This is a genomic window from Acutalibacter sp. JLR.KK004 (genome assembly GCF_036941085.1).
Classification (GTDB): Bacteria; Bacillota; Clostridia; order Oscillospirales; family Acutalibacteraceae; genus Acutalibacter.
In genome coordinates this window covers 164,802-178,002 of sequence record NZ_JAYMNQ010000002.1, presented here as the reverse complement: position 1 = coordinate 178,002, position 13,201 = coordinate 164,802, and the positions used below count along the sequence as shown (strand labels likewise).

Genomic DNA, 13,201 nt, shown 5'->3' with positions numbered 1-13,201 from the left:
CTGGCGAAGAGGCCATAAGGCCCGCCTGACAGCAGCGAGACTATAGTAAAGGCAGGAATAAACATGTTTGCAGTTATTGAAACCGGCGGGAAGCAGTACAAGGTGCAGCCCGGCGACGAGCTTTACATTGAGAAGCTTGCAGCCGCCGAGGGCGAAACCGTCACGTTCCCCGTGCAGGCCCTGTTCGGGGAGGGCGAAACCAAGGTGGGCACACCTCTGGTGGAGGGCGCTTCCGTTACAGCCAAGGTGCTGAAAACCGGCAAGGCTAAGAAGATCACAGTGTTTACCTATAAGCCCAAGAAGAATTCCAAGCGGAAGATGGGCCATCGCCAGCCCTATACCAAGGTGCAGATTGAGGCAGTCAACGGCTAAATGATCTCCGTGGATTTTTACACCCTGCCCCAGGGCGGCCTGGTGGGCTTCCGTCTGGAAGGCCATGCCGGCATGGGAAGCAAGGGGGAGGACATTGTGTGCGCAGCGGTGTCAAGCGCCGCATATATGGCGGCCAACACCATTACAGATGTCCTTTTTGTCGCGCCCCTGTCTCTGCACGCAGAGGAAGGGGAAATGGCCCTGCGCATCGGGGGGCGGGACGAGCCTGCCTGCCGGACCGTGCTTTTAGGGCTGAAGCTGCACCTTTTAGGCCTGGAGGAGCAGTATCCCGAGGCCATATCGGTAAGCTATGTGGAAACACGATCCTGAAATTATCCTGAAAGGAAGGAAACTGTCATGCTGAGAATAGACATCCAGCTTTTTGCCCATAAGAAGGGCATGGGCTCCACTAAAAACGGTCGCGATTCCGAATCCAAGCGCCTGGGCGTCAAGCGCGCCGACGGGCAGTTTGTGCTGGCTGGGAACATCCTGGTCAAGCAGCGGGGCACCAAGATCCATCCCGGAGAGAACGTAGGCCGGGGTTCTGACGACACCCTGTTTGCCAAGGTAGACGGGCGCGTGCGGTTCGAGCGCCTGGGCGCGGACCGCAAGAAGGTCAGCGTATACGCCGAGTAGCAGCATAATGAAACGCTTTGCTCCGCAATGCGTTTGCACCCAGGCCGCGTGAACGCTCGCTTCGTTCGCCGCGTCCTGGAACTTTAAACATGCACCATCGCGTGGCCGGGGTACTCCCGGTCACTTTTCTTTAAAGAAGCAAAAACCCAGTCCTGCGGACGCAGACCCACAGAATTCTACAAGGCCGGGCGCGTCACAGTTTTTGAGGATTCTTAAGGGGCTTTTTTCAAAAAGCCCCTTAAGCCGCCGGAGGCCAAAGGAGGCAGGTTATGTTCATCGACAGCGCGAAAATCAAGATAAAGGCCGGGGACGGCGGCGACGGCGCGGTTGCCTTCCACCGGGAAAAATATGTGGCGGCCGGAGGGCCGGACGGCGGCGACGGCGGCCGGGGCGGCAGCGTGGTGTTCCAGGTGGACGAAAACCTCTCCACCCTGGCAGACTTCCGCTATAAACGCAAGTATACAGCCCAGCGGGGGGAAAATGGCAGGGGCGGCCGCTGCGCGGGGAAAAGCGCCCCGGATCTGCTGGTAAAAGTCCCCCGGGGCACCTTGGTAAAGGATGCCGCCACAGGCAGGCTTCTTGCAGACATGTCCGGGGACAGCCCCCAGGTCATTGCCGCCGGAGGCCGGGGAGGGTGGGGCAACACCCACTTTGCCACCCCCACCCGGCAGGCCCCCCGCTTCGCAAAGCCCGGCACCCCGGGCCAGGAGCTGGAGGTGCTGCTGGAATTAAAGCTTTTGGCAGACGTGGGCCTAGTGGGCTTCCCCAACGTGGGAAAATCCACCCTGGTTTCCGTTGTCAGCGAGGCAAAGCCTAACATCGCCAACTACCATTTCACCACCCTCACACCTGTGCTGGGGGTGGTGCGCATGGGGGAAGGCCGTTCCTTTGTCATGGCAGACATCCCCGGGCTGATTGAAGGGGCCTGGGAGGGCCAGGGCCTGGGCCACCAGTTCCTGCGGCACGTAGAGCGCTGCCGCCTGTTGGTACACGTGGTGGACGTGTCCGGCAGCGAGGGCCGGGATCCCAAGGAGGATTTCCGGATTATCAACGAAGAGCTGGAAAAATTCAATCCAGAGCTGGCACAGCGGCCCATGCTGGTGGCAGGGAACAAATGCGACCTGACAGACGATGAAGCAGTGGAGGCCTTCCGCGCCTATATAGAGGAGCTGGGCTACGCGTTTTTCCCCATCATGGCCCCCATCCGCCACGGGGTGGACGAACTCTTAAACGCTGTCAGTGAGCGGCTCTCCAAGCTTCCCCCCATCCTCCGGTTTGAGCCGGAGCCGGAACCCCTGGCCCCGGAAAGCGCCGGCAGGCGGGAGCCTGTCCAGGTGACAGAGGAAAACGGGGTATATTTTGCAAAAGCCCCCTGGCTGGAAAAGGCCCTCTCCACCATCGACCTGGCAGACAGCGAGTCTTTGCAGTATATGCAGCGGCTTCTTATCCAGTCCGGCGTAATCGACGCCCTGCGGGAAGCAGGGGTGCAGGAGGGAGACACTGTAGACCTGTACGGCGTGGAATTTGACTTTGTAGAATAAGGGGTGAAAATGTGGAAAATCTGGTAAAGCCTGTCCCCGCAAAGGAGTACAGCCCCCTCACCCTGGCGTTTATGGGGGACTCTGTATATGAGCTGCTGGTGCGCAACTATCTGGTTTCCGAGGGCAACTGCCCTGTGCGGTCTTTAAACAAGCGGAAGGTAGAGCTTGTCCGCTGTCAGTCCCAGGCAAAGGCCCTCACCTTCATGTGGCCCGCCCTGTCAGAGGAGGAGAAGGAAATCGCCATGCGGGGGCGAAACGCCCACGTGGGCCACGTGCCCAAAAACGCTTCCATAGGCGACTATCACGCCGCCACCGCCCTGGAGGCACTTTTCGGCTATCTCTTTTTAACAGACCAGAGCGTGCGCCTGGGCCAGCTTTTTGTCCTGGCAATGGAATCGGGGCGGCAGGAGGGGGACGAGTCCTTTGCGGTGTCCCATCTGCCCCAGTAAGAAGGAAGATCCTGTAAAAAACTGAGGAAAGGAACGATACCGGGCACAAAAGGCGGCTTGCCCATGGCTCTTTGTGCGAATGGTGTATCCCATGGTGATTGCTGTGAAAACGAAAGCTATCCGAAAATTTCTGATGGACGCCCTGGTTATGACCCTGGGCGCTATGGCCTATGCTGTGTGCGTCAACGCCTTTACAGCCCCCAACAATATTGCCGCCGGGGGCGTGACAGGCATTGCCACCATGCTGCAATATGTGTTCGGCACCCCCATCGGCCTGATGGTGCTGCTGATTAACGTGCCCATTGTGGTGTGGGGCATGGTGGAAATCGGCTATAAGCTGGTGATGAAAACCCTGGCAGCCATTGTCCTGTCCTCGGTGATGATAGACCTGTTCGCCAAGTTCGTCCCTGCCTACCAGGGCGATCCCATCCTGGTGGCCATCTTCGCCGGGGTGTGCGAGGGCTTGGGCCTTTCCCTCACCTTTATCCGGGGGGCCACCACCGGCGGCACAGACATGGCGGCCCGGCTTATCGGTCGCCGCCTGCCCCAGTTTTCCATGGGCAAGCTGATGCTGGTGATAGACGGCCTGGTGGTGGCGGCCTCAGCCTTTGTATATGGCAGCATTGAAAACGCCATGTACGCCTGCATCGTCATCTTCGTGTCCACCAGCCTTATCGATTCCATCCTCTATGGCGCCGACGCGGGCACAGGCAAAATGTTCCTGGTTATGTCCCCTAAGGTGCAGGAAATTGGGGCGCGCATTATGGGGGAAATCGAACGGGGCGTTACGTATCTGGACTCCCAGGGCGGCTATACAAAAGAGCCGGGCCAAACCCTGCTGTGCGTGGTGCGCCGCTTTGAGGTGTTCCAGGTGCAGTCCGTCATCAAAGAGGTGGATAAACACGCCTTTGTCATTGTGGGGGACGCGGGAGAGATCACCGGCGAGGGCTTCCGGCCCATGCATGGGGACGACAAGCCCTTAAAAGAGCTTCTGCAAAAGGCAAAGGGCGGCGAAAAGGAAAGCTGAGCGCGCAGAGAAAAAGGCCCGGTAAACCAAAGGGCTTACCGGGCCTTTTTGCCAGCCGCTTTTTACTCGCAGTCGTCCTGCCGCTTGTTCTGGCTCTGATTCTGGTTCTGGTTCTGGGTGCGGTTCTGGCTGTTCTGGTTCTGCTGGTTTTTGCTGTTCTGGCTCTGCTTATTCTGGTTCTTGTTCTGGTTGCTCATGGATTTTACCCTCTTTCTTTTGTTTGGCTTTTTCGCAAAGGGAAAAGGCCGCTTCATGGGGAGTGCCCAAAGCGAGTATTTTAAAAAATGAAGAAACACAAAAGTTTCGTCCACCTTTTCAAAGGTGGTGGGGTTTTTAGGGGCAAAGCCCCTAAACCGCCGGAGGCATAAAACGCGCGGTTGGACACTCCCGCTTCATGCCTTTTCCTTTTGTTATTGTAAGCGGGAAAGCGGCTGTTATGCACAAAAGCAGAGGGAAATTTTTCCTGCACCAATTTTTTGAAAAAAGGAGGAAGCGCTGTGGTTCTGCCTGAAAAATTTTTGGAGGAGCTGGAAGCCCTCCTGGGAGAGGAGCAAAAGGCCTTCCTGCTGGAAATGGAGAAGGAGCCTCGGCGGGGGGTGCGGCTGAATCCCTTAAAATGCACAGAGGAAACCCTCCGGCGCAGCCTGCCCTTTGCCCTTGCCCCCAGCCCCTTTTCCCCCCTTTCCTTTTACGCGGAGAAGGGAGAGCGCTTTGGGGCGCTGCCCGCCCACCACGCGGGCATGTTCTATTCCCAGGAGCCTTCCGCCGCCTCCGCCGTCACCGCCCTTTCCCCCAAACCAGGGGAGCGGGTGCTGGATTTATGCGCCGCGCCAGGGGGAAAGTCCACCCAGATTGCCGCCCTGCTGGCAGGGGAGGGACTTTTGTGGTCTAACGAGGTGGTGCGGGGCCGGGCAGACGCCCTGCTCTCCAACCTGGAGCGCCTGGGGGTGCGCAACAGCGTGGTGTCCTGCTGCCAGCCCCAGCGGCTGTGCGAAGCCCTCCAGGGATGGTTTCACCGGGTGCTGGTAGACGCCCCCTGCTCTGGGGAAGGCATGTTCCGCCGGGATCCCGGGGCCTTGGCGGCCTGGTCGCCAGAGCATGTGCGGGCCTGTGCCCAGCGCCAGGGGCTGATTTTAGATTCCGCCGCCCTGGCGGTGAAGGAAGGCGGGGTGCTGGTATATTCCACCTGCACCTTTTCCCGGGCGGAAAACGAGGAGGTGTGCGCCGGGTTTTTAAAGGCCCACCCGGAATTTATGTGGGATCCGGTTCCCGCCTTCTTCGGCAGGCCTGCCCTGGATTGCCCTGCCCGGCGGATTTTCCCCATGGACGGGGGAGAAGGGCACTTTGTGGCCCGGTTCCGGCGGACAGGGGAAAACCCCGCAAAAACAGCCCCCTTCACCCAAACCCTGGAGGGCGGGGAAAGACGGCTGGCGGAGGGACTGTATGGGGAATTGTTTACAGGAACCTGCCCCAGCCCCCTTGGCACAGCCGGGGACAGGGTGCTGCTGCTGCCCCAGGGCCTGCCCGCCCTTTCCGGCCTGCCGGTGCTGCGGGCCGGGGTAGAGCTGGCCCGGATAAAGGGCAGGCGGCTGGAGCCTGCCCACGGGGTTTTTGCCAGCAGGAAAATGGAGGAATGCCGCCAGGCCATGGATTTTTCCCCGGCAGATACAGCTCTGCTGGCCTTCCTGCGGGGAGAAGAAACCGCCTGCCCCCATAAGGGTTACACGGCCCTGTGCGTAAACGGGGTGGTGGCAGGCTTTGGCAAGGCTTCCGGCGGGACGCTGAAAAACCATTATCCCAAGGGCCTGCGCCTGCGGAGCTAACGTCACCCCTCCGCTGCAGAATCCGCCACAGGAAGGGGGGGAAGGGCCGTCCAGCCGTTTTCCCCCTGGTACAGGGGATAGCGGGTGATGGCGTATTCCACGTCCCAGCCATACAGGGATTCCCACTCCTCCCAGGTGAAAAAGCGATCCCAGGAGATGCGGCAGTCCTCATATTCCGGGTTGGCCTCCGCCAGCCGCAGGCCCTCGTCGTTTGCCTCCCGCACAATGACGGAATGCTCATATTCCCCCAGCCGCAGGTGATCCCCCACCCGCACCCTGGCCCCAAAGGGGAGCAGGTAGTAAGGGGATTCCTTCCCGAAAAGCCGGTCGCTCAGCAGGCAGGCAAAGCCTAAGCACTGGCACAGATGGGTATACTCCGGGAAAAAGGCCAGCAGGCTCCCGTTATACTGGTTGCAGTAGTCCTGCCAATGCAGGCTGTGGATGCATGGCTCCTCTGTTACGGAAAAAGGTGTTTCCACCCCCTCCGGCAGTTCCTGGCCCATGTGGTTCCAATATGCGTCCTGGGGCAGCTTTTCCTCCAGCAGGGCAAAGCGCTCCTCCAGCATCAGGCTGGTAAGGCTGATTTCCCCAGGTTTGCCGCTCTCCGCGGGATACAAATCCTCCCCATACAGCCAGCCCTGTTCGCAGGCAAACCACAGCGGCCCTCCGCCAGGCTCTACCTGCAAAAAGGTGCCCCCTGCAACAGTTTCATGGCTGAGCGCCTCCCCGTCAGGAGCGGCAAAAACCGGGGTGCGCGCCGGGACATACACCGTCAGGGCGCTTTGGGCAGCCTCTTTTTCCGCCTGAACGCTGGGGCCGGGCTGGTACAGCACCTGGAAAATGCCCCACTCCGCCCCAGGCAGGGAATCCCCCGGGAGAGCGGCCTCCGCTTCTGCCGGGGCCTCCCCCCAGGGGAAGGGGATGAAGTCCAAGGGGGGCGGGAAGCCGCAGCCACCCAGGGCCACAGAGAGGACAGCCAGCAAAACCCCCAGCAAGCAGGCCTTCTTTTTCATAGTCAGCTTCCCTCCCGGCACAAAAAATGAAAAATCCCAGGCAATGCCCGGCAATCACAAAGGGTTACAAAGGGTTTACAAAACCGCGTTTTTTTACCGGAATTTACCGGTTTTAACAGTTTGTTCATATTCTTCACAGGCAAAATAATCATTTCCCCTCCTGCGGCCCTGAAAAAATTACAGGCCCGCAGGAGCCGCGTACACTTCCAGTATATTGTGATTATACCTTGGAAATCCCCAAAAGGTCAATAAAAATTTTGCGGAATTTTGTCGAATTTTTCCGCGCCACCCAAAGCAAAGGAGAAGCCTATGGCAGAGAGCAAAGCAAAGAAGAAATTTTACGCGGTAATTGGCGGCAGGGAAGGAACCACTATATACAGTAGTTGGGACGCCTGCAAAGCCCAGGTTATAGGGGTAAAGGGCGTTATCTATAAAGGCTTCCCCACCCTGGAGGAAGCCGAAATTTTCCTGTCCGGCGGCACAGCCGCCCAAACCCTGCCCCAGGAAGGCCTTGCTGTGGCCTATGTGGACGGCAGCTATTATAAAGGCAAATTTTCCTGCGGGGCAGTGCTGTTCTATGAAGGGGAGCAGGTGGAGTTTTCCCGGAAGTTTGACGACAGGGATATGGCTGCCATGCACAATGTGGCAGGGGAAATTATGGGGGCCTTGACCGTGATAGAATACTGCCTGGAAAAGGGGATTCCCGCCCTGGAAATCCACCACGATTACGAGGGGGTGGCAAAGTGGGCGCAAGGCCAGTGGAAAGCCAACAGGCCCGGCACCATAGCCTATGCCGCAGCCTGCCGGAAGGCCCGGGAAAAGCTGAAGCTGGGCTTTGTAAAGGTGAAGGGCCATTCTGGAGATACGTACAACGATTTAGCTGACCGTCTGGCAAAGCAGGCCCTGGGCATTTAACGGGTATCAGCTTCTTTCCAACATGTGTTCTTTCATTTCATCAGGCGTAGGGATTCGGGGCTATACTTTTTTCATAAGGAATCCTTAAAGATTTATCAGGGCGCACCCGGCCCCGCCCTTTCGGGTACAAGCAAAGCCACCAGTTTCCTGGTGGCTTTGTTCTGCTGCCTGTGTTATGGCAAACGCGCTCATTCTCTCTGTTTTCAAACAAGCCTTAATGGGCCGGGTCTACGAACACAAGGCTGGAATCCCCCTTCCGGGCCTGTTCCAGAACCGCCTGCGCCAGCAGTTGGAATGTCCCATGGGAGGAGGAAGCCCCTGAAATAGCGTCAATGCTTTGCTCCCCCTGGCCCTCCAGAAGCTGGCTGGCGTAATCGCGGGTATACTCGTTGGGGTAAGTGCCGTTGGAGTGGAGCATAGTCTGCATATATGCGTTATCCCAGCTTTTAATAAAGCCGCTGGCATTCTCCGCGTTGTATTCTACGGAAACGATGCTCCCGCCCTTTACCAGGATGGTGATATACTCCTTCCAGCCATGGCTGAATTCAGACATCTGGGCAGTATAATACCCGTCCTGAAGCCCTGCCTGGCTGCCGCAGCCTGCCAGCAGGGACACTGCCAGCAGAACGCCCCAAAATACAGCTAAAAACCGTTTCATCTGCCTTGCCTCTCCTTCAAAACAAATTTCCGCACCTGAGACTGGAGCGATTCGGCTTCTTTTGCCAGCAGGCCGCTGGACTGCTCCGTTTCCCCTGCGTTTTGCAGGTTGCGGTCTGCAATGGAGGAGATGGCGGCAATCCGCGTCTCCATAGCGGCAAGGGCGGCTTCCTGGCCCTGTACCGCTGCTGCCAGTTGATCCGAAATGGTGTTGATCTGGGAGGAAACCTCGGAAATGGCCCGGAGGGACTCTGCCGTATCCGCAGTCATCACCACGCCGGTCTGGATAATGGCTTTGGTATTGTCCACCATGCCTGTAGCGCTTTGCGCGGCCTCGGCGCTCTTGGCAGCCAACTGCTTCACTTCATTGGCCACCACAGCAAAGCCCTTCCCGGCAGCGCCTGCCCGGGCCGCCTCCACAGAGGCATTGAGGGCCAGGATATTGGTCTGGAAGGCAATGTCCTCAATATCCTTTGCAACCTTTGTAATTTGCTGGGCATTGGCGCTGATGTTGTCCATGGCAGCGGAGAGGGCCGCCATCTGTTCGTTGGCGCTCTGGATTCTCTGGGTAATCGCCTCTGTCTGGGAACGGGTCTGGCCGCTGCTTTCCGTCACGTCAGCCAGGCGGTCTTTTACATTGTCCACCTCATGTACCAGGTCTTCTGTGGACTGGTTCTGATCCATAGACGCCTGGTGAAGCTGGGCAGACTGCCCGCTTAACTGCTCTGCCATGTTGGTAAGCCGGTCTGCGGCGTCGCGGAAGCCAAGGAGGGTTTCGTTCATAGACTCTGTAATGGTGTGCAGGCTGCTGCGTATCAGCACAAAGTCGCCTTTATAGTCCACCTGGGGCTGGGTGCCCAGGTCGCCGCTCGCCACCTGCGTCAGCACCTGCTGGATATCGGATATGTACCGGTTCATGCTTTCCCGCGTGGCGTCCAGGGTCTGGGTCATAACCTCCAGCTCGTCTCCTGTGCGGACAGGAAGCACCTCTGTGTGCAGATCGCCGCCGGCAAGGGCCACCATGCGGTCTGTCACCTGCTGCACAGGGCGGGAAATGGAACGTGCCAGGCGCAGAACCAGCAGGATGGAAACAACCAGCACCGCCAGGGTTGTCAGGATGGCAAACAGCATGGCCCCGTTAATGAAATGGTTATAATCCGCCTTGGGGATCCAGATAACCAGGGACCACTGGGTGCCGCGGATGGGAGAAAAGGCCACCAGCATTTTTTCCCCGTCCACAGGGAATTCTGTTGCCCCTGTTTCGCCTGTGGTTACCCGCTCCACCGCGTCGCTGTTGCCATCGCAAAGCTGTGCCAGGGAGCTTTTGTTCAGTGCCAGGGACTGGTCGGGGTGGCCGGTAACAACACCGTTTTCATCGACCATATAGGCCATGCCGCTTTCACCTAAATTGATGCTGCTGATAACGTCGTTAAGGGTGTCATATTTATATACGCCCATCACGTAGAGGACAGTTTCGCCCTCCTCCTTCACAGGCATACCCATGGTAATGCCCAGCCTGCCCTGGTAAAGGGTGGAAGAGCTGGTGGTCAGGTTGTCTGTTTCCTGCAGCAGGGCCAGAAAGCCGCTGTCCAGGCTTTCCGGCGCGCCGTCGATTCCCTGCACCAGCCGCCCGTCCAAATCATACAAGGCAATGGTGTAAAGCTCATAAATTTCAGCGGCTTCTTCCAACACAGCCATGCGGCTTTCTGCGGTTGCCGCCGCGTCCGGCTGCGGCTCCCCTGTTTCGCCTGATCCAGCAGCGGCTGCTGCGTGCATCCGGGCGTCGCCGGCAATGGTCATCATGCGGTCTGCCAGCATGTGGATGTTGGCCTCCACCGTTTTAGCCGACTGCCGGGCCATTGGCTGAAGGCTGTCCAACAAAATATTGTTGGCAAGCGACTGCATGGAAACGGCCATAATAGCACAGCTAATGACCACCAAAATCAGGATATTAAGCGTGGTGTTCCTCAATATCCTTCTATTCAGGCTCCGTTTTATCCCCCGGCTGGCCAGGGGATCCCTTTGCTTTCCCGTCACGTTCCTGTCGCTCCTTTTCCTGATATTTTTGTTAAAAAACAGAATAAAAGCGGGAATATCCGCGTCAGGGGCGCAGGCATCATCCCCACAATGCGGGCATTCTCGGCAAAAAACTGCATGTTCTTGCCTTCGGGGGCTTTGCGCCGCGCCAAGGCCTGAACAGCCGGTTTCAAATATTTAGTATACCATAGATTTTGTATAAAGGGAAGTGTTTTTTTGAAAGGGGGAGTGTCGGCGCGGTATATCATTAAGTGCGAAAGAGCTATTTAGCTCGGACGCACTATTTTTTTATCGAAAAACAGAGAGAGGAGGCGGGAAAATGGCGGGAATTTGTTTGACGCTCGGCAAGCGGCGGGAAATTGAGCGGCTCTATAACGACGACATGAGGCCGAGCGAAATCGCGGCGGCGATCGGGGTAACGACCGCGACCATTTACCGGGAGCTCAAGCGGGGCGAGACGGGCGAGCTCGACAAGCATTTCCGCCCGGCGTACTCGGCGGAGGCGGCGGAGCGGGCGGTACGGCTCTCTATCAGGAACAGGGGCCGGAGAAAGGCAGAAAAATAAATCCGAGAGGGGATTTTACTTATACCATGAAAGAAAACGGCATTTTGAAAAGCCTCCGCGAGACGTACCTCCGTGTGGCGGCGGATTTGGAGCTATTCCCGGAGGGCTCGGAGGAATACCGCCGGGCAGAGCTCGCGGCTATGAACACGTCGAGGACGGTTTTCGAGCTTTACGGGGCGACCGCCGCCGAGGATTTGCGGGCGGCGGGATTGCAGGAGCGGAGCCGGGTAGCCGAGCGTATGCGCCGGGGACACGCGGCGACGGATTTCGAGAAAATCACAGCGAGCCCGGAGGCCCTCGCCGCTTTCCTCTCCTCCCTACCCGTGCTCTCGGGGCCGTGGGACGAGGCTTTTCACCGTCGGTATTGCGACGCTTGCTCGGCGGAGGAGTGCGGCGGGTGCGAGAACAGAGCCCTAAACAATCCGCTATGGTGGTTGAGCCTTGCGGCGGAGGAGGTAGAGGCATGAGCGGGGAAAGTAGCCACAAGAGAATAATCGACGTTGCGTGTGGTAGCAAAATGTTTTGGTTCGATAAGCATAACCCGGACGTGGAATTTTGCGACAAGCGGACAGTCGAACATCACGAGTTTTATCCGGATAAGGTAGAATAAGTTTCGCAAAAAGGAAAAGAGACATAGTTTGCAGAATTCTGGTAGAATGAAGCTACCACACACCATTCCGAAAGGAGACAGCAAAGGCCAGTTGGGTCAGCTTCTTCCAATGGCTGCGTGGCCGCGGTCTGGACGGGGTCAAGCTGGTGGTTGGGGACAAGTGGGTAGTGTCAAGAGTTTTTCGCAAAATAGTAAGCAGGTTCTGTGGGAAAGAAGTCAGCCAGCGATAGAGACGCCTTCCAGGCTTGCCTCTAAGTGCTTCATATTCATGTACCTCTTACTGCCCCACTGAGTACCGGCTACATGGCGCAGCCTGGCACAGACCAGCATGAGGGTGGAGTTTCCGTCCGGGAAACAGCCCACCACACGGGTGCGGCGGATTTCCCTGTTAAGCCGTTCAATGACATTATTGGTGCGGATGCGCGTCCAGTGTTCGCTGGGAAAATCGCAGTAGGTAAGCGTCTCTTCGATGCCATCTTCTACCTTCTTGGCGGCTTCTTTCAGTTTCATGGAACGAAGTTCCTCTACAACTGCTTTCGCCTTCTCCCGGGCGGCTTTTTTGCTCTCCTGAGCATGGATCGCCAAAGTTTGCGAAGCAAATCTTTTGAGCATCTCTTGGCTACCAGCTTTACCTTGGAGCGAGGTGTTACCGAGAACACATTGCGGTAAAAGCGGACCGTACAGCGCTGGTACTTGGCCTCCGGGAACACTTCTCCCACAGCCTCCAGCATCCCCAGGCACTTGTCCCCAACCACCAGCTTGACCCCGTCCAGACCGCGGCCACGCAGCCATTGGAAGAAGCTGGCCCAACTGGCCTTGTCCTCCTTCATCCCCTCGGCGGCACCCAAAACCTCACGGTATCCATCCTCATTTACCGCAATTGCCACCAAGATTGCCACATTTTCATACTCTCCGCCCCAGTTCCGCCGCAGATAGATCCCGTCCACATAAATGTAGGGATATCTGCCGCCCTGCAAGGGCCGATTCCGCCAATCCTCGATATGGACGTAGGCTTTCTTGTTCAGTTCGCTGATGGTGGCCGGAGATACCTTGCTGCCCCACAGCGCCTCGGTGATATCCTCCACCCGCCGGACTGACACCCCAGCCAAATACATCTCGATAAGCGCTTCCTCCACACTGCTCTCCCGTCGGCGGTACCGCTCGATAATGGCAGTCTCAAAAGAGATCCCCTTGAGTTTGGGCACCTTCAGGGTGACATCACCGGAAGTCGTGGTGAGATTACGGCTGTAGTGGCCGCTGCGGTACCCCTGCCGCTGCTCATTGCGCTCGTACCGCGCCGCCTGGGTCAACTTCTCTACCTCTGCCTCCAGCAGCTCGTTCAGCGTTTCCTCCACGCTGCCTTGCACAAGTTCCTTGATCTGACACTTGATTACTTCCTCGTTTAGCTGTACAATCTTCTCAGACATGGTTTGCTGTCTCCTTTAGGAATGGTGTGTGGTAACTTCATTCTACCAGAATTCTGCAAACTATGTCTCTTTTCCTTTTTGCGAAACTTATTCTACCTTATCGAAGTATCTACATGGTACAAAAGGCAA

Annotated in this window: 14 protein-coding genes and 1 pseudogene; 10 read left to right on the top strand and 5 right to left on the bottom strand. The window is 57.6% G+C overall.

The features are described from left to right. Positions 1-63 precede the first annotated feature (63 nt). From rplU to VSQ30_RS15200, 6 genes are all read left to right on the top strand, one after another. Complete coding sequence (rplU, locus tag VSQ30_RS15225) at positions 64-372, top strand: 50S ribosomal protein L21 (RefSeq protein ID WP_334465105.1); 309 nt, start codon at positions 64-66, stop codon at positions 370-372. Then, positions 373-702: a ribosomal-processing cysteine protease Prp gene (locus VSQ30_RS15220; protein ID WP_334465104.1), complete on the top strand. Its 330-nt coding sequence runs from the start codon at positions 373-375 to the stop codon at positions 700-702. It begins immediately after the preceding gene. 27 nt (positions 703-729) lie between these two features. Continuing rightward, positions 730-1,008, top strand: coding sequence for a 50S ribosomal protein L27 (rpmA, locus tag VSQ30_RS15215; RefSeq protein WP_160642294.1), 279 nt, complete (start codon positions 730-732; stop codon positions 1,006-1,008). 269 nt (positions 1,009-1,277) lie between these two features. Continuing rightward, complete coding sequence (gene obgE / locus VSQ30_RS15210; protein ID WP_334465103.1) at positions 1,278-2,549, top strand: GTPase ObgE; 1,272 nt, start codon at positions 1,278-1,280, stop codon at positions 2,547-2,549. Between the two features lie 11 nt (positions 2,550-2,560). Then, positions 2,561-2,998, top strand: coding sequence for a Mini-ribonuclease 3 (locus VSQ30_RS15205; protein ID WP_334465102.1), 438 nt, complete (start codon positions 2,561-2,563; stop codon positions 2,996-2,998). A 91-nt stretch (positions 2,999-3,089) separates the two neighbouring features. Then, positions 3,090-4,025 carry a YitT family protein gene (locus VSQ30_RS15200; RefSeq protein WP_334465101.1) on the top strand — a complete coding sequence of 312 codons (936 nt, stop codon included), beginning with the start codon at positions 3,090-3,092 and terminating at the stop codon, positions 4,023-4,025. 62 nt (positions 4,026-4,087) lie between these two features. On the opposite strand, the gene VSQ30_RS15195 is transcribed toward VSQ30_RS15200, so the two are convergent. Continuing rightward, on the bottom strand, positions 4,088-4,222 hold the full coding sequence (locus VSQ30_RS15195; protein ID WP_334465100.1) for a hypothetical protein: 135 nt from the start codon (positions 4,220-4,222) through the stop codon (positions 4,088-4,090). Between the two features lie 300 nt (positions 4,223-4,522). Between VSQ30_RS15195 and VSQ30_RS15190 the strand changes: the two genes are divergently transcribed. Further along, positions 4,523-5,848, top strand: a complete 1,326-nt coding sequence (locus tag VSQ30_RS15190) for an RsmB/NOP family class I SAM-dependent RNA methyltransferase (RefSeq protein ID WP_334465099.1) — start codon at positions 4,523-4,525, stop codon at positions 5,846-5,848. 2 nt (positions 5,849-5,850) lie between these two features. Here the strand turns inward: VSQ30_RS15190 and VSQ30_RS15185 are convergent, their stop codons facing one another. Further along, positions 5,851-6,861: a hypothetical protein gene (locus VSQ30_RS15185; RefSeq protein ID WP_334465097.1), complete on the bottom strand. Its 1,011-nt coding sequence runs from the start codon at positions 6,859-6,861 to the stop codon at positions 5,851-5,853. A 309-nt stretch (positions 6,862-7,170) separates the two neighbouring features. Between VSQ30_RS15185 and VSQ30_RS15180 the strand changes: the two genes are divergently transcribed. Continuing rightward, complete coding sequence (locus VSQ30_RS15180) at positions 7,171-7,776, top strand: ribonuclease H1 domain-containing protein (RefSeq protein WP_160642299.1); 606 nt, start codon at positions 7,171-7,173, stop codon at positions 7,774-7,776. 214 nt (positions 7,777-7,990) lie between these two features. Here VSQ30_RS15180 and VSQ30_RS15175 read toward each other — a convergent pair whose 3' ends face one another. Beyond that, positions 7,991-8,434, bottom strand: coding sequence for an FMN-binding protein (locus VSQ30_RS15175; RefSeq protein WP_334465095.1), 444 nt, complete (start codon positions 8,432-8,434; stop codon positions 7,991-7,993). Next, entirely contained in the window at positions 8,431-10,470 is a 2,040-nt protein-coding gene (locus tag VSQ30_RS15170) for a methyl-accepting chemotaxis protein (RefSeq protein ID WP_334465093.1), read from the bottom strand. The genes VSQ30_RS15175 and VSQ30_RS15170 overlap by 4 nt, the downstream gene beginning before the upstream one ends. Before the next feature lie 319 nt (positions 10,471-10,789). On the opposite strand from VSQ30_RS15170, the gene VSQ30_RS15165 reads away from it, so the two are divergent. Further along, entirely contained in the window at positions 10,790-11,035 is a 246-nt protein-coding gene (locus VSQ30_RS15165; RefSeq protein WP_334465091.1) for a helix-turn-helix domain-containing protein, read from the top strand. 26 nt (positions 11,036-11,061) lie between these two features. Beyond that, positions 11,062-11,502 carry a hypothetical protein gene (locus VSQ30_RS15160; protein ID WP_334465090.1) on the top strand — a complete coding sequence of 147 codons (441 nt, stop codon included), beginning with the start codon at positions 11,062-11,064 and terminating at the stop codon, positions 11,500-11,502. A gap of 359 nt (positions 11,503-11,861) precedes the next feature. Here VSQ30_RS15160 and VSQ30_RS15155 read toward each other — a convergent pair. After that, positions 11,862-13,072, bottom strand: a pseudogene (locus VSQ30_RS15155) (IS256 family transposase). Positions 13,073-13,201: the final 129 nt, after the last annotated feature.

What these genes read in the sequence shown, in the direction of transcription:
- VSQ30_RS15200 (WP_334465101.1), top strand. Translation starts at nt 3,090, where the DNA reads ATGGTGATTGCTGTGAAAACGAAAGCTATCCGAAAATTTCTGATGGAC.
- VSQ30_RS15220 (WP_334465104.1), top strand. Translation starts at nt 373, where the DNA reads ATGATCTCCGTGGATTTTTACACCCTGCCCCAGGGCGGCCTGGTGGGC.
- VSQ30_RS15185 (WP_334465097.1), bottom strand. Translation starts at nt 6,861, where the DNA reads ATGAAAAAGAAGGCCTGCTTGCTGGGGGTTTTGCTGGCTGTCCTCTCT.
- rpmA (WP_160642294.1), top strand. Translation starts at nt 730, where the DNA reads ATGCTGAGAATAGACATCCAGCTTTTTGCCCATAAGAAGGGCATGGGC.
- obgE (WP_334465103.1), top strand. Translation starts at nt 1,278, where the DNA reads ATGTTCATCGACAGCGCGAAAATCAAGATAAAGGCCGGGGACGGCGGC.
- VSQ30_RS15175 (WP_334465095.1), bottom strand. Translation starts at nt 8,434, where the DNA reads ATGAAACGGTTTTTAGCTGTATTTTGGGGCGTTCTGCTGGCAGTGTCC.
- VSQ30_RS15195 (WP_334465100.1), bottom strand. Translation starts at nt 4,222, where the DNA reads ATGAGCAACCAGAACAAGAACCAGAATAAGCAGAGCCAGAACAGCAAA.
- rplU (WP_334465105.1), top strand. Translation starts at nt 64, where the DNA reads ATGTTTGCAGTTATTGAAACCGGCGGGAAGCAGTACAAGGTGCAGCCC.
- VSQ30_RS15180 (WP_160642299.1), top strand. Translation starts at nt 7,171, where the DNA reads ATGGCAGAGAGCAAAGCAAAGAAGAAATTTTACGCGGTAATTGGCGGC.
- VSQ30_RS15160 (WP_334465090.1), top strand. Translation starts at nt 11,062, where the DNA reads ATGAAAGAAAACGGCATTTTGAAAAGCCTCCGCGAGACGTACCTCCGT.
- VSQ30_RS15165 (WP_334465091.1), top strand. Translation starts at nt 10,790, where the DNA reads ATGGCGGGAATTTGTTTGACGCTCGGCAAGCGGCGGGAAATTGAGCGG.